Below are 14,391 nucleotides of genomic sequence, written 5' to 3' on the forward strand. Positions count from 1 at the left end.
GGTCGGGATGCTGCATTACGCGCTACGTCGCCTCGCGATCTCGGTACTGGTGCTGTTCGGCGCGGCGACGGTGGTCTTCTTCGCGATGCGGGCGGTCTCCGGCGACCCGGCGACCGCGGTGCTCGGGCCGGACGCCGACCAGGCGGCCGTCGAGGCGCTGCGCCGGGAGTACGGACTGGACGCCCCACTACCCATCCAGTACGTCCAGTTCCTCCGCCGTGCCGTCACCCTCGACTTCGGTGAGTCGTTCCGGCTCCACGACGCCGCGACGAACCTGGTGCTCACCCACCTGTCGGCGACGGCCGCCCTGGCGCTGACCGCCTTCGCCATCGCCCTGGTCCTCGGGTTCGCGCTGGGCACCCTGGCGGCGACCCGGCCCAACGGTGTGCTGGACCGGGTGGTCTCGGTGCTGTCGATGCTCACCCAGTCCCTGCCGACGTTCTGGGTCGGCATCATGCTGATCCTGGTCTTCTCCCGGTTCCTGCACCTGCTGCCCAGCTCCGGTGCGGCCTCCCCGGCCGCGATGATCATGCCGGCGGTGACGCTGGCCCTGCCACTGCTCAGCGTGGTGCTCCGGTTGGTCCGGTCCGGACTGCTCGACGTGCTGCACGAGGACTACGTGGTCACCGCCCGGGCCAAGGGTCTGTCCGAGACCCGGGTCGTCGGCTGGCACGCGATGCGCAACATGCTGATCCCCGTCGTCACCGTGGCCGGCCTGGAGTTCGGCAGCCTGCTGGGTGGGGCGGTGATCGTCGAGACCGTCTTCGCCTGGCCCGGGGTGGGTCGGCTGATGACCGACGCCATCGCCGCCCGCGACTACTCGGTCGTGCAGGCGTGCGTGATCACGGTCGCGGTGATCTTCATCGTCATCAATCTCATAGTCGACCTGCTGTACGTCCGGCTGGACCCCCGGGTCCGCGAGAGCGTCTGAGAGGTGACCAAGGTGTCTGACGGCGTACCCGGCTCGGCCGTGCTCGGCACACCGGTCGTGCCCACCGGCGACGGCCGCCCCGACGGGTCTGACGCCCCACCGGTCGTCGTGCCCCGCCGCCGGCGTCGTCGGCTGCGACTGTGGATCCCCCTCGGGGTGATCGCCGGCTATCTGGTGGCCGGGGTGATCGGGCCGCTGATCGCCCGGTACGACCCGATCGCGACCTCCGTCGCCGACCGGCTGCTCCCGCCGGGCAGCCGGATGTCCGACGGCGGCCTGGCCCTGCTCGGCACCGACCAGGTCGGCCGCGACCTGCTGCCCCAGATCATGCAGGGCGCCCGGATCTCGTTGCTGGTCGGCGCGGCGACCCTGCTGCTGGCCGGCACGGTGGGCGCCGCCCTCGGCATCCTCTGCGGCTACCTCGGCGGGGTGGTGGACGCGACCGTCATGCGGCTGGCCGACATCCAACTGGCCTTCCCGTCGATCCTGCTCGCCGTCTTCGTCGCCGGCGTGCTCGGTTCCAGCGTCACCAACGTCGTGCTCACCCTGTCCATCACCACCTGGCCGATCTTCGCGCGGGTGGCCCGGGCGCAGACCCTGGCCACCAGGTCCCGGGACTTCGCCAACGCGGCGCGCACCCTCGGCGCGGGGCCGTGGCACGTCGTACGGCACTGCGTGCTGCCCGCGGTGGCCAGCCCGCTGCTGGTCATCGCCACCGTCCAGCTGGGCTTCGTCATCGTCGCCGAGGCGTCGCTGAGCTTCCTGTCCCTGGGCATCCCGGCCGGCACGCCGAGCTGGGGGACCACCATCGCCAACGGCCGCGACTACCTGGCCAGCGCCTGGTGGATCGCCACCCTGCCAGGCCTGGCCCTGGCCGTCTTCGTGGTCTGCGTCGGCGTGCTCGGCGACGAACTGCGGGACCGCTCCGATCCGAACCTCTCCACCCGTTAACCGTCAGCGAAATGGGAAGACATGAGATCTCCGACCACCCGAATCGGTGCGCTGGCCCTCGCCGGCGTACTCGGACTGACCGCCTGTTCCTTCGGCACCGACGACCGGGCCGGTAGCGGCGGCGACGGCGCCACCACCCTGCGGGTAGCCAACCCGACCCCGGTGGTCTCGCTGAACCCGTTCGCCGCGAACTCGGCCGACCAGCCCACCCTGACCGTCGTCCAGGAGGTCTTCGAGACCCTGGTGGTGCGCGCCGACGGGAAGATCGCCCCGAAGCTCGCCGAGAGCTGGACCAATCCCGACCCGCTGACCTGGCAGTTCGTGCTGCGAAGCGATGTGACGTTCGCCGACGGGACGCCGCTGACCAGCGCCGACGCCAAGGCGTCCCTCCAGGCGCTGATCGACGGCAAGGGGCCGCTGGCCGGGCTGTGGGCCACCGTCGACGACATCCGCACCCCCGACGAGCGCACCCTGACCATCCACACCAAGAGCCAGCTCGGCACCGTGCTGAGCAACCTCACCCTGCTCTGGATCGCCCCGGCCGCCAAGATCGCCGACAACGCGTTCTTCGACGCCCCCTACGGCACCGGCCCGTTCAAGGTCTCCTCGTTCACCGCCGGCCAGGCCGTCAGCCTGGTCCGCAACGAGAAGTACCGGGGGGAGCAGCCGAAGCTGGCCGGCATCTCGTACCGCTACATCCCGGAGGTGTCCGGCCGGGTGACGGCGTTGGCGAACAACGAGATCGACGCGACCTGGGGGTTGCCACCGGACCAGCTGACCGGGCTGCGGGGCAACGGCGACCTGACCGTCACGTCGTTCCCGACGTACGCCAACTACTACATCTGGTTCAACAGCTCCCGTAAGCCGTTCACCGACGCCCGGGTCCGGCAGGCCATGTGGCACGCGGTCGACTTCGCCAAGATCAATAAGTCGCTGTTCGACCAGGCCGGAGCCTCGGCCACCGGCCCGCTGCCGGCGGCCATCTTCGGCTCCGCCAGCCAGAACCCGTACGCCTACGACCCGGCCAAGGCCCGCCAACTGCTCACCGCGGCCGGCTACCCGAACGGGTTCAGCACCACCATGATGTGGAGCAGCGGCTGCTGCACCAACGGGAACTCCTTCGCCGACGCGATGATCAGCGACTGGGCCAAGGTCGGCATCGTGGTCAAGCCCCAGGAGCTGGAACGGGCCACCTGGCTGGACAAGCTGCTCAAGCTCGACTGGGACAGCACGATGACGACCGGCAGCACGGTCACCGGCGACGCCGACTTCACCCTGGCCCGGCTCTACCTGTCGACCGCCAAGCGCAACGGCTACGCCAACCCGGAACTGGACCGCATCCTGCTGGCCGCCCGGGCGGAACTCGACCAGGACAAGCGGGCCGCGCTGTACGCCCAGGCCGGAAAGATCGTCTGGGACGACGCGGTGGGCATCTTCCCGCTCGACCTCAACGGCAACGTCGTGCTGCGCAAGGGCGTCGAGGGATTCACCCCGACCCCGAACGACCTGCCGGACTTCGCCGGCGTCTCGCTGCGCTGACCCGAGAACCGGACCCGGAGGACCCGATGGTGGCACCACCGCACGCCCCGCACCCACTGCTGACGGTCGACGATCTCGTCGTCTCGTTCGACGGCCCGCTCGGCACCTACCGTGCGCTCAACGGTGTCTCGTTCTCCGTCGGCGCGGGCGAGACACTGGCCATCCTGGGGGAGTCCGGGTCCGGCAAGTCGGTCACCGTCCGCGCGGTGATGGCGCTGCTGCCCCGGCACAGCGCGACGATCGAACGCGGCACCATCCGGTACGACGGCGAGGAACTCTCCGCGCTGCCGGTACGGCGTACCCGCGAGTTGTCCGCCACCGAGATGGCGATGGTCTTCCAGGACTCGTTGACCGCGCTCAACCCGGTCGTGCGGGTCGGTCAGCAGATCGCCGAACTGTTCCGGGTCCGGCAGCGCACCTCGCGACGGGAGGCCTGGCGGCGCGCGGTGGCCGGCCTGGAGCGGGTCGGCATCCCGAATGCGGCCCGCCGGGCGCACGACTATCCCCACCAGTTCTCCGGCGGGATGCGGCAGCGGGTGGTGATCGCGATGGCCCTCGCCCTGCGACCCCGGCTGCTCATCGCCGACGAGCCGACCACCGCCCTGGACGTGACCGTCCAGGCGCAGATCATGGACCTGCTGCGCGAACTGCGCGAGGCCGACGGGATGGCGATGATCCTCATCACCCACGACCTCGGGGTGGTCGCCGACGTGGCCGACCGGGTCGCGGTCATGTACGCCGGCACGGTCGTCGAGTCGGGTCCGCTGCGCACCGTGTACGACGCCCCGGCCCACCCGTACACCCGGGGGTTGATGGCCTCGGTGCCCGCACCGGACCGCCCCGGCGAGCGGCTGACCCCGATCGAGGGGATGCCGCCCTCGCCGCTGGCGACGCCCGCCGGTTGCCCGTTCCACCCCCGGTGCCCCGTCGCCCGGGCGGACTGCCGCACCGACCGGCCGGCGCTGCGGGTCGTCGCCGCTGGCCACGAGGCGGCCTGCCACTACGCCGAGGAGGTGATGGCCGGTGTCGACGTCCGAGGCGCGGCTTGAGGTCAGACAGCTACGGGTCAGCTATCCGGCCCGGGGCGGCCTGCTGCGCCGGGCATCGGAGGTGCACGCCGTGGAACGGCTCAGCCTGACCGTCACCACCGGCCGCACCCTGGGGCTGGTCGGCGAGTCCGGCTGCGGCAAGTCGACCCTGGCCCGGGCCATCGTCGGCCTCCGCCGACCCACCGGCGGCGAGATCTGGTACGCCGGCGAACGGGTCGACGACGCCGACGCGGCCCGCCGACGCCGGTTGACCACCCAGATCCAGATGGTCTACCAGGACCCGTACTCGTCGCTGAACCCGCGCAAGAAGGTGTCCTTCATCGTCACCGAGGGCTGGCGGGTGCACCGTGGTCAGGTGCCGCGCGACCAGTGGACGGACCGGACGGCCGAGCTGCTGGCCCGGGTCGGGCTCGCCGCCGAACTGGCCGACCGCTATCCGCACCAGTTGTCCGGTGGCCAACGCCAACGGGTCGGCATCGCCCGCGCCCTGGCCATGTCGCCGCGGATCCTGGTCTGCGACGAGCCGGTGAGCGCGCTGGACGTGTCGGTCCAGGCGCAGACCCTCAACCTCCTCGCCGACCTGCGCGCGGACCTGGGTCTGGGCTACCTGTTCATCGCGCACGACCTGTCGGTCGTCCGGCACATCAGCGACGACCTCGCGGTGATGTACCTGGGCCGGATCGTGGAGACCGGACCGGCCGCGACGGTGTACGGGACCCCGGCCCACCCGTACACCCGGGCGCTGATCTCGGCGGCCCCGGTACCCCGTCCATGGGCGGCACCACCGGCGGAGCGGATCCTGCTCACCGGCGAGGTGCCGTCGCCGGCCTCGCCGCCGTCCGGTTGCCGGTTCCGGACCCGGTGCGGGCTCGCCCAGCCGCGTTGTGCCGAGGTCGAACCGGAACTCCGCCCGGTCGCCGGGCGTGAGGTCGCCTGCCACTACGCCGAGTCCAGCCTGGCCGGCGGCGGGCCACCGGTCGCGGCGGTGCCCCGATGAGCGGCACCGGCCCCGTGCGGGTCGGCGTCGACCTCGGCCAGGGCGGCTGCCGCGCGGTGGCCCGGTACGGCCGGTCCACCGGACACGCCGCGACCCCGGGGTTCTGGACCGGGGACACCGACGCCCGGATCGCCGACGCGGTGGCCGGCGCGCTGGCCGACCTGGGCCCTGTGCCCGACGCCCCGGTGCTGGTCGGAGTCGGCATGACCGGTCTCAACGGCCAGCCGCCGGCGGTCGCCGCACTGGCCGCCCGGCTGCGTGCCCTGGACCGGTACGGCCACCTACGGGTCACCGACGACAGCGTGACCGCATACCTGGGGGCGCTCGGTCCGGTCCCTGGCGCGGTCGTAGCTGCCGGCACCGGGGCGGTGGTCCTCGCCGCCGACGCCACGGGCCGTACCGCCCGCGCCGACGGCTGGGGTGCCGACCTCGGCGACCGGGGGTCGGGCCACTGGATCGGCCGTACCGCGATCCGGCTCGCCCTACGGGACCGGGACCGGACCGCACCCGGCCCGCTGGCCGACGCGGTGAACACCGCATGGGGGCCGGTGGAGACGCTGCCGGCCCGTTGGCGCGACGACCCACCCACCCCGGAACGGATAGCAGGCTTCGCCGGCACGGTCGCCGAACTGGCCCGCGCCGGTGACGACGGTGCCCGACGGATCTGGTGCCGGGCCGGTGAACTGCTCGCCGAGTCGGCGGTCGGGGCGCTGCACCGGATCGGGCTCGGCACGACCCCGGTGCCGGTCGCCGGGACCGGCGGAGTCTTCCGCGCCGAGGACCTGCTGTGGCCGTCGTTCACCGCGGCCCTACGCGCCGGGGCCCCCGCCGCCCGGCCGGTACCGGCCGCCGGGGACCCGCTCGCCGGCGCGCTGGCCCTGACCGACGGGCCGGGCGTCCCTTCCCCGTTTTCCGGACTCATCGTTCAGATCGACATCGAAGCAAAGGCAGAACACCGATGAACGTGGCCGACGCCATCCGTGGACGCCTGGTCGTCTCGTGCCAGGCCCAGGGCCCCAGCCCGTTCACGGACACCGGGCACATGATGGCGATGGCGGCTGCGGCCGTACTCGGCGGGGCCGCCGGTCTGCGTGGCCAGGGAGTGGCCCACGTGCGGGGCATGGTCGACCTCGGGGTGCCGGTGGTCGGACTGGTCAAGCGGAGCACCCCCGGCAGCCCGGTCTACATCACCCCGGGCGAGGCCGACGTGACCGCACTGACCCGGGCCGGGGCGCAGATCGTCGCGGCCGACGCCACCGGTCGACCCCGGCCCGGCGGGGAGAAACTGGCCGACCTCGTCGCGGCGGCCCACACCGGCGGAGCCCTGTTCATGGCCGACGTCGACAGCCTGGACGCCGCCCTGGCCGCCGTCGATGCCGGCGCCGACCTGGTCGGCACGACGCTGTCCGGCTACACCGCCGGCCCGGTGCCGGACGGGCCGGACATCGCCCTGGTGGGCGAGCTCAGTCGACATTGTCCCGTTCCGGTCATCGCGGAGGGGCGATACCGTACCCGTACCCAGGTCTCGGCGGCGTTCGACGAGGGTGCGTGGGCAGTCGTCGTCGGCACCGCCATCTCGGACCCGGTCAACACCACGCGCAGGTTCGCGCAGGCCTGCCCGCATCCCCGGTTGGATTCGTGATGACCACCAAACTGAGCCAGATCCGTACCGAACTCCGGCACCGCGTCGCCGGCCTGCCGGCGCACTCGGCGCTGCCCCGCGAGCGGGACCTCGCCGAGGAGTTGGGCGTGAGCCGGACGACACTGCGCCAGGCGCTGCGTGAACTGCTCGACGCCGGCCTGGTCTACACCATCCGTGGCCAGGGCACCTTCGTCTCCGACACCCGGATCGCCAAGGGCACCAGCCTCAGCGGGTTCACCGAGGACATGCTGGCCCGTGGCCTGCTCCCGAGCAGCAAGCTGATCGAGGCGGACGCGATGGTCGCCCGCGACGCGGCGGCCACCGACCTCGGCCTGCCCGAGGGGTCACTGCTCTACCGGGTGGAGCGGCTGCGGCTGGCCGACGGCTCGCCGATGTGCCTGGAAGAGGTGCACCTGCCGGCCGACCTGTTCCCCGGGCTGCTCGTGGAGAACCTCGACAACGGGCTCTACGAGACCATGAAGGACCGCTACCACATCCAGGTCACCGTGGCCCAGCAGATGATCGCCGCCGTCGTACCGTCCCGGCGGCAGTGCGAACTGCTGGAGATCCCGCCCTCGGCGGCCCTGCTGGAGGTGCGCCGGATCGGCTACGACGGACGGGGCCGGGCCGTCGAACGCGCGGTGTCGCTCTACCGGGGCGACCGCTACCACTTCTCCCTGACCGCACGACGAGGCGAGGCCGACTGATGTCCACCACCACGGCTGAGGAGCACACCGACATCCTGGTCGTCGGCGGGGGCGTGGGCGGGATCGCCGCCGCGCTGGCCGCCTGCGAGGGTGGCGCCCGGGTCACCGTCGTCGAGCCGTACGGGTGGATCGGCGGGCAGCTCACCTCGCAGGCGGTGCCGCCCGACGAGCACCCCTGGATCGAGACACACGGCTCGACGGCCAGCTACCGGCGGTTCCGGCAGGCGGTGCGCGAGCACTACCGGAGCTGGTATCCGCTGGCATCCGACGGGTCGGCCCGACCGGTCAACCCGGGTAACGGCTGGGTCAGCCCGCTGTGTCACGAACCCCGGGTGGCGCTGGCCGTGCTTCAGGCCATGATCGCCCCCTGGCGCGCGGCGGGGCGGCTCACCGTGCACACCCGGGCGCAGGTCGAGCGGGCCCACACGGACGGGGACACGGTGACCGCCCTGGCCGTCCGACTCGCCGACGGCACCGTCCGCCACATCGGTGCCAGCCTGGTCCTGGAGGCTAGCGAGACCGGTGAGCTGCTGGCCCTGGCCGGCATCGAGCACCGCACCGGCACCGAGTCGCAGGCGCAGACCGGCGAACCGAGCGCCCCGGACCGGCCCGCTCCGCTGAACATGCAGGCCGCCACGGTCTGCTTCGCCCTCGAACACGTCGACGGCGACCACACGGTGGACCGGCCGGCCGACTACGACCACTGGCGGACCCGCACGGCACCCGGCTGGCCGGGTCCGCTGTTCAGCTGGACCTACCCCGATCCGCGGACCGGCCGACCGGTCACTGGTCGCTTCACCCCGAACCCCCGGTCGACGGCGGCGTCGATGGAGGAGGGGCTGGTCGCGCCGGAGCTGTGGACGTACCGGCGGATCCTCGACCGGCAGGCGTTCCGGCCCGGCCTGTTCCGCAGCGACGTGACGCTGGTCAACTGGCCGATGAACGACTATCTCGACGGGCCGTTGTTCGACGTACCGGACGCCGCGCGGCACGTCCGGCGGGCCAGGGAAGCCAGCCGTGCCTTCCTGTACTGGTTGCAGACCGAGGCGCCCCGCCCGGACGGCGGCACCGGCTACCCCGGTCTGCGGCTACGCCCGGACGTGACGGGCACCGTCGACGGCTTCGCGCAGGCACCGTACATCCGGGAGGCCCGCCGCCTGGTGGCGCTGACCACGCCGACCGAGCAGGACCTGTCGGTCGCGGTACGCGGAGCCGCCGGTGCGGTCGGCTACCCCGACACGGTCGGCACCGGTCACTACCGCATCGACCTGCACCCGACGACCGGCGGCGACGGCTACCTCGACGTGGCGGCGCACCCGTTCGAGATTCCCCTCGGCGCGTTGCTGCCCACCCGCGTCACCAACGTGATCGCCGCCGGCAAGGCCGTCAGCACCACCCACATCACCAACGGCTGTTACCGGGTGCACCCGGCCGAGTGGTCGATCGGGGAGGCCGCCGGCGCGCTGGCCGCGTACTGCCTGGACCGGCAGACCTCACCGCACGGGGTCCGCGACAGTGCCAAGTCGCTTGAGGATTTCCAGGCCGAGCTGGTGCGGCGGGGGGTCGACCTGCACTGGCCGACGGCCACGGCGGCAGCCCTGGGACCGGCGGGCGGCGGACCGCTGCCGAGCTGACCCGGACGCCCGGGCCGGGAACCGGGGAGCGGGACCAGCCCCGACCGCCGCCCTGCCGGGGAGTGGCCCCGACCGGCTCGTCGCAGACCCAGCATCGCCGGCCGTCACGCCGCCTGACGTTCCACGACCGCCGTCAGTCGGCGGCCACGACCATACTTCGCGTATGGCCACCTACTCTCCGTTGATATATGGCTCGGCCTGAGCGGCCACTTCCCGCCGACGGAGGCCCGATCGTTGGGTTCGCACAGGATTTGCGACTCCTACGGGAGAAGGCAGGATCACCGAAGTACCTGTTGATGGCACGGCGGACGGGCCGGTCGCGTACCGCGTTGGCTGAAGCGGCCGGCGGTGACCATCTCCCCAGCTGGGACACCGTCCGGGCGTTCGTGGAAGCGTGTGGCGGTGATCCGATGGAGTGGTTGCCGAGATGGAACACGTGCGGGCGGTGGCGCGGGAAGATCGGGTGAATCCGACCTCTGCCACCACAGAAGCACCGCCACCGGGGGTGCCGTCGGTGTCTGCGGACGACGTCGCCATCCTGCTTCGCCTCTGGCAGGAGCAGCGTGATCAGGCCCGCCAGAGCGAGAACCACCGGGCGATCGTCAGTCCGTCAGGGCGCTGCACGGGCACGGCGTCGACGGCGGCAGCGGTGCCTTGGAGCCACTGTCGGCCGTTCACCCAGCACCGGGAGCCGCACCGACCCGCGGCGTACCGCTGGTCATCGGGGGAGACGCCTCGGCGCGAGGACGCGGCGGTCATCCGCCGGATCGTCCTCGCGCCGTCAGGACTGCTGCCACCGTCGCGTCAGGGCCGGTGGCGGTCCCTGACCTGTCCTGGACGGGCGGCCCGCGCCCGTCCAGGACAGGTGGTGTTCAGGAGGCGGTGCAGACCGGGGTCAGGCCGGTGGCGGACCCGGTGCCCTGGAAACCGAACTCCGTGTACTGGCCGGCGGCGACCGAGCCGTTGTAGTTGACGTTGCTGAACTGGACGCTGCCGCTGGTGCCGGTGCGCTCGGCGCTCCACACGTTGGTGATCGCGGCGCCCGACGGCAGGGTGAGCTGGACGTTCCAGCCCTGGATCGGCGCGCTGCCGGCGGTGACCCGGACGGTGGCGACGAAGCCGCCGGTCCAGGAGTTCAACGACACCGTGGCCGTGCAGCCGTTCGTCGGCGGCGGCGTGGTCGGCGGGGGAGTCGTCGGCGGCGGCGTGGTGGGCGGCGGGGTGGTGGGCGGCGGGGTGGTGGGCGGCGGCGTCGTCGGCGGCGGCGTGGTGGGGGGCGGGGTGGTCGGCGGCGGCGTGGTGGTCGGCGGGGTGGTGGTCCGGCCCTTGTTCAGTTCGTCGAGGACGGCGTAGTACGCCGCCTTCTTCTGGTAGTTGCCGTTGCCGCCGGTGAACAGCAGGCCCCGCTCGGAGGAACGCCACGACTCGCTGTCGGAGATGCCCCAGACGGTGATGCCGGTGCACTTCGCGACGTTCAGGCAGGCCCGGACGACCTTGCGGTAGTTGTCCGCCTGGCCGGCGCCGATGTCGTTGTTGCTCAGGTCGTCGTCGATGTCGACCTCGGACAGGTGCACCTCGACGCCGAGGTCGGCGAAGCGCTGGATGTTGGCCTGCAGGTCGTTGCTGATGATGCTGTTCGGGTTGTCGTTGAAGTGCGACTGGAACCCGACGCAGTCGATGTACTGCCGGTAGGTGCGGACGATGTCGTACAGCGCGTTGGCCTTGCGGTTCGGGCCACCGCCCTTGACGGTCAGCCCCTCGACGTCGTAGTCGTTGATGCAGAGCTTGGTGGAGTAGCCACCGGCCTGCACGACCTGCTTGGCCCGGATGAACGAGTCCCGGATGACGTCGGTGTCGCCGGCGTCGAAGAAGTCGCCGTCACCGTTGGCGTCCCGGTTCATGGTGTGCGGCCACTGGTTGCGGCGGCGACCGGTGTTGTTGTCCTCCAGCGACTCGTTGACCACGTCCCAGTAGGCGATCTTGCTGCCCCAGCGGTTGATGGCGTTGCCGATGAAGGTGTTCAGCGTGCTCTGGCTGGCCCCCTGCAGCGCGCCGGCCTGCGAGTGCCACACCAGCGTGTGCCCCCGGACCACCATGCCGTTGCTCTGCGCATGGTTGACCAGCTGGTCCGCGCCGCTGGTGTTCTGCAGCCCACCGCTCGACGTGGCGATCCGGTCGGGCTTCATGTCGTTCTCGGGGGTCAGCTGGCCGAATTCCTGACTGAGGATCGGGTATAGCCGGTTCGGTGAGGACGCGGTGCCGAAGAACAGCCCGGCCTTGGCCGCCGCGGCCCGCAGCGTGGTCTCGGCGGCGACGGCCGGGGTGCCGGACTGGACCGCCACCGCGCCGCCGACCAGCAACATCACCGCCGCCGGCAAGGCCGTTCTGCTCACTATCCTGCGTCGCCTCAGGCTGCTGCCCACGGACCCTCCTCGTTACATGACGTCAATAATTGATGCATGTGTATGCCCATCGAAGGGTCAGTATCGATAGCGGTCTACCATACTGTCAACAACTTTCGGAAATGTTCCGGAAACCTTGCCGGGTGGGCTGACCTGGCGGAAGTCGGATTCGCGCAGGTGGACGCGCCGGGACGCGGAGTGGCCGGCCGGAAGACACCCGGTTACGTCCGCCGTCCGGCGGACGGACGCCGAAACATTCGAAATTCGGGGCCGGACGGCCGAAAAGGCGCTGGACAGGCCGCCGGCCGGTGGATAGGTTGCCGCTGCCCGTGACGCAGCCCGAGGAGGTGAGACCCATGAACGCCGTACCCACGTGGGTGCTCCCCCTGCCCGTCGCGGTCGGGCGACCGACGTAACCGTCGCCCGGGAGCGCCCCACCCACCAGGCTCTCCCGGAAGGCGCTTCCCGTGCACCAGTCGCCGCTCGCCACCACCCCGCCCACCGCAGCGGTCGGGCCCGCCTGCTCGGCCGGCGGCTGCGTGACCTCGACCTGCGTCAGGGTCGCCGCTACGACCGGCTGCGTCACGGCCGGGGCCTGCTGCTGGACCGCACCGGCCGGCTCGGCGTCGCCGGCTGGACCGACCGGGTCGACCACCTCAACGACCCCACAGTGGACCTGGACGTCCGTTGCGTCCTGCTGCGCCCGGACGGTCACGTCGCATGGGCCGGCGACGACCGACAGGACCTGGACGGTCACCTGACCCGTTGGTTCGGCCGACCCGCCACCTGAGCACGACCGCCGACCGGGACCGCATCGCCGGTCGGCGGGTGTCGTGCCGGGAACCCACCCGGGGGCACGCCCGGACGGTCGGGGCGGTCGACCGAGTAGGAATACTCAGGTACCCACCGCATCCGGCCTCAAGACCCGACGCGGCGACCCGGACAGAGTGGTCGGCATGGCCGAGCTACCGCACCGACCCGTCGTCCTGCGTACCGTCGAATCGCCGTTGCCGGCCGTGGTGGCGCACGGCCGGCAGGTCGGCCTGGGGGCCCTCGGCCGCGCGGTGGCCGTGCTGGCCCGGCTCGCCGCCCGACACCCCGCCGGCTGGCGCTGGGTCGCGCGCCGGCACCACCCGGCGCTGGACGGGCTGGCCGCCGCGCACGCCCGGGCGGTGTGCGCGCGGGCCGCCCGGCAGGTCCCCGCCTACCGGGCCTTCCTGCAAGCCCGCCCGGCGGGCGTGCGCCGCCGGCTCGTCGACTTCCCGGAAACCGACAAGGCCAGCTACGTCGTCGCCCACCACGCCGCCGCGCGCTGCCGGCACGGGCGGCTGCCCACCCGGGGGGTGGTGGTCGACGAGTCGGCCGGTTCGGCCGGGCGGCCGTTCAACTGGCCCCGCAGCGACCGGGAACTGCGCGCCGTGCACCGCGACATCGCCGGCTACACCGGACTGGTCTTCCCGATGCGCCGACCGTTCGTCATCAACGCCTACTCGATGGGAGCCTGGGCGACCGGGACGACCACCGGCGCGGCGATGGCCCGGATCGCGGTGGTGAAGAACACCGGCCCCGACCTCGGCAAGATCATCGACACCCTGCGGGAGTTCGGCCCCGACTTCGACTACCTGGTGACCGCCTACCCGCCGTTCCTCAAGCACCTGCGGGACCGGCTCGACGCCGAGGACTTCCCCTGGTCGCGCTACCGGGTCGCGGCCAGCTGCGGCGGCGAGGGGATGACCGAGGCGCTGCGCGACTACCTGGAGCAACGCTTCACCCTCGTCCGGTCCGCGTACGGGGCGTCGGACCTGAGCATCGGCATCGGCGCGGAGACCCGGTTCACCGTGTGGCTGCGCAGGCGGTTGCAGACCGACCGGGGGCTGCGCGACGCCCTGCTCGGCACCGACGAGCAACGGCTGCCGATGGTGTTCCAGTACAACCCGTTCGCCACCTACCTGGAGACCAACGAGCGACGGGAACTGGTCTGCACCGTCACCGGCGGCGACGTGCTCCAACCCCGGCTGCGGTACAACGTCGGGGACGAGGCGCTGCTCGTGTCGTACCGGCGGGTCGTCGAGCTGGTGTGCGCCGACCCGGTACGCCGGGCCGAGCTGCGCACCGCGGTCTGCGCCGAGCGGATGACCCTGCCGCTGCTGCTGCTCTTCGGCCGCAGCGACTCCACCATCTCCTACCTCGGCGCGAACCTCTACCCGCAGGACGTCGAGTACGGCCTCTACGTCGGCAACCCGTACGCCGCCGAGATCAGCCGGTTCTGCCTCGCCCTGGTCGAGGACGCGACGCTGGAGACCCGGCCGGTCATCCACCTCGAACTGCGCCGACCGCTGGCCGACCCGCAACGCGCCGCGCTCGTCGACGCGTGCCGCCTCGGCGTACGCCGGCACCTGACCTCGGTCTCCCGCGACTTCGCCCAGTCCCTGGTGGAGGACGCCACCGCCGGGGACCTGCGGGTCGAGCTGCACGAACCCGGCACCGGCCCGTTCGCCGGCCAACAGAAGATCAAGAACAGCTACCTGGTGAGGTGACC

General features: G+C 72.1%; 12 protein-coding genes and 1 pseudogene. 12 read left to right on the plus strand and 1 reads right to left on the minus strand.

All coding sequences use genetic code 11. The features are described from left to right. The first annotated feature begins 7 nt into the window (after positions 1 to 7). From ACQP2H_RS12360 to ACQP2H_RS12405, 10 genes are all read left to right on the plus strand, one after another. Entirely contained in the window at positions 8 to 931 is a 924-nt protein-coding gene (locus ACQP2H_RS12360; RefSeq protein WP_219460605.1) for an ABC transporter permease, read from the plus strand. A 3-nt stretch (positions 932 to 934) separates the two neighbouring features. Further along, positions 935 to 1,882, plus strand: coding sequence for an ABC transporter permease (locus tag ACQP2H_RS12365; protein ID WP_363823630.1), 948 nt, complete (start codon positions 935 to 937; stop codon positions 1,880 to 1,882). 21 nt (positions 1,883 to 1,903) lie between these two features. Beyond that, positions 1,904 to 3,421, plus strand: coding sequence for an ABC transporter substrate-binding protein (locus tag ACQP2H_RS12370; RefSeq protein ID WP_433232830.1), 1,518 nt, complete (start codon positions 1,904 to 1,906; stop codon positions 3,419 to 3,421). 26 nt (positions 3,422 to 3,447) lie between these two features. Continuing rightward, positions 3,448 to 4,470, plus strand: a complete 1,023-nt coding sequence (locus ACQP2H_RS12375) for an ABC transporter ATP-binding protein (protein WP_208570568.1) — start codon at positions 3,448 to 3,450, stop codon at positions 4,468 to 4,470. Beyond that, complete coding sequence (locus ACQP2H_RS12380; protein ID WP_219460613.1) at positions 4,445 to 5,467, plus strand: ABC transporter ATP-binding protein; 1,023 nt, start codon at positions 4,445 to 4,447, stop codon at positions 5,465 to 5,467. Before ACQP2H_RS12375 ends, ACQP2H_RS12380 begins: the two co-directional genes overlap by 26 nt. Beyond that, positions 5,464 to 6,429: an N-acetylglucosamine kinase gene (locus tag ACQP2H_RS12385; protein WP_433232834.1), complete on the plus strand. Its 966-nt coding sequence runs from the start codon at positions 5,464 to 5,466 to the stop codon at positions 6,427 to 6,429. Before ACQP2H_RS12380 ends, ACQP2H_RS12385 begins: the two co-directional genes overlap by 4 nt. Beyond that, positions 6,426 to 7,109 (plus strand): N-acetylmannosamine-6-phosphate 2-epimerase, encoded by a 684-nt coding sequence (locus ACQP2H_RS12390; RefSeq protein ID WP_208570571.1) that lies wholly within the window; start codon positions 6,426 to 6,428, stop codon positions 7,107 to 7,109. Before ACQP2H_RS12385 ends, ACQP2H_RS12390 begins: the two co-directional genes overlap by 4 nt. Continuing rightward, a complete protein-coding gene (locus tag ACQP2H_RS12395) occupies positions 7,109 to 7,816 on the plus strand; it encodes a GntR family transcriptional regulator (protein WP_141723122.1) in 708 nt (235 codons plus the stop codon). The genes ACQP2H_RS12390 and ACQP2H_RS12395 overlap by 1 nt, the downstream gene beginning before the upstream one ends. Continuing rightward, a complete protein-coding gene (locus ACQP2H_RS12400; protein ID WP_433232838.1) occupies positions 7,816 to 9,450 on the plus strand; it encodes an FAD-dependent oxidoreductase in 1,635 nt (544 codons plus the stop codon). The genes ACQP2H_RS12395 and ACQP2H_RS12400 overlap by 1 nt, the downstream gene beginning before the upstream one ends. Positions 9,451 to 9,746: 296 nt before the next feature. Next, complete coding sequence (locus ACQP2H_RS12405; protein WP_433232841.1) at positions 9,747 to 9,917, plus strand: hypothetical protein; 171 nt, start codon at positions 9,747 to 9,749, stop codon at positions 9,915 to 9,917. 405 nt (positions 9,918 to 10,322) lie between these two features. On the opposite strand, the gene ACQP2H_RS12410 is transcribed toward ACQP2H_RS12405, so the two are convergent. Continuing rightward, on the minus strand, positions 10,323 to 11,813 hold the full coding sequence (locus tag ACQP2H_RS12410; protein ID WP_433233524.1) for an endo-1,4-beta-xylanase: 1,491 nt from the start codon (positions 11,811 to 11,813) through the stop codon (positions 10,323 to 10,325). A 559-nt stretch (positions 11,814 to 12,372) separates the two neighbouring features. On the opposite strand from ACQP2H_RS12410, the pseudogene ACQP2H_RS12415 reads away from it, so the two are divergent. Both ACQP2H_RS12415 and ACQP2H_RS12420 read left to right on the plus strand, forming a co-directional pair. After that, positions 12,373 to 12,642 (plus strand): annotated as a pseudogene (locus ACQP2H_RS12415) (monooxygenase); the annotation flags it as partial. Between the two features lie 166 nt (positions 12,643 to 12,808). Further along, positions 12,809 to 14,389, plus strand: coding sequence for a phenylacetate--CoA ligase family protein (locus ACQP2H_RS12420; protein WP_433232843.1), 1,581 nt, complete (start codon positions 12,809 to 12,811; stop codon positions 14,387 to 14,389). Positions 14,390 to 14,391 lie beyond the last annotated feature (2 nt).

Origin of the sequence: Micromonospora sp. CA-248260 (genome assembly GCF_050942205.1) — a bacterium.
GTDB lineage: Bacteria > Actinomycetota > Actinomycetes > Mycobacteriales > Micromonosporaceae > Micromonospora > Micromonospora antibiotica.

Bases quoted from the DNA above. Each gene is read 5' to 3' on its own strand.
- ACQP2H_RS12390 (WP_208570571.1), top strand. From the start codon at position 6,426: ATGAACGTGGCCGACGCCATCCGTGGACGCCTGGTCGTCTCGTGCCAG.
- ACQP2H_RS12360 (WP_219460605.1), top strand. From the start codon at position 8: ATGCTGCATTACGCGCTACGTCGCCTCGCGATCTCGGTACTGGTGCTG.
- ACQP2H_RS12405 (WP_433232841.1), top strand. From the start codon at position 9,747: ATGGCACGGCGGACGGGCCGGTCGCGTACCGCGTTGGCTGAAGCGGCC.
- ACQP2H_RS12410 (WP_433233524.1), bottom strand. From the start codon at position 11,813: ATGTTGCTGGTCGGCGGCGCGGTGGCGGTCCAGTCCGGCACCCCGGCC.
- ACQP2H_RS12400 (WP_433232838.1), top strand. From the start codon at position 7,816: ATGTCCACCACCACGGCTGAGGAGCACACCGACATCCTGGTCGTCGGC.
- ACQP2H_RS12370 (WP_433232830.1), top strand. From the start codon at position 1,904: ATGAGATCTCCGACCACCCGAATCGGTGCGCTGGCCCTCGCCGGCGTA.
- ACQP2H_RS12395 (WP_141723122.1), top strand. From the start codon at position 7,109: ATGACCACCAAACTGAGCCAGATCCGTACCGAACTCCGGCACCGCGTC.
- ACQP2H_RS12375 (WP_208570568.1), top strand. From the start codon at position 3,448: ATGGTGGCACCACCGCACGCCCCGCACCCACTGCTGACGGTCGACGAT.
- ACQP2H_RS12385 (WP_433232834.1), top strand. From the start codon at position 5,464: ATGAGCGGCACCGGCCCCGTGCGGGTCGGCGTCGACCTCGGCCAGGGC.
- ACQP2H_RS12420 (WP_433232843.1), top strand. From the start codon at position 12,809: ATGGCCGAGCTACCGCACCGACCCGTCGTCCTGCGTACCGTCGAATCG.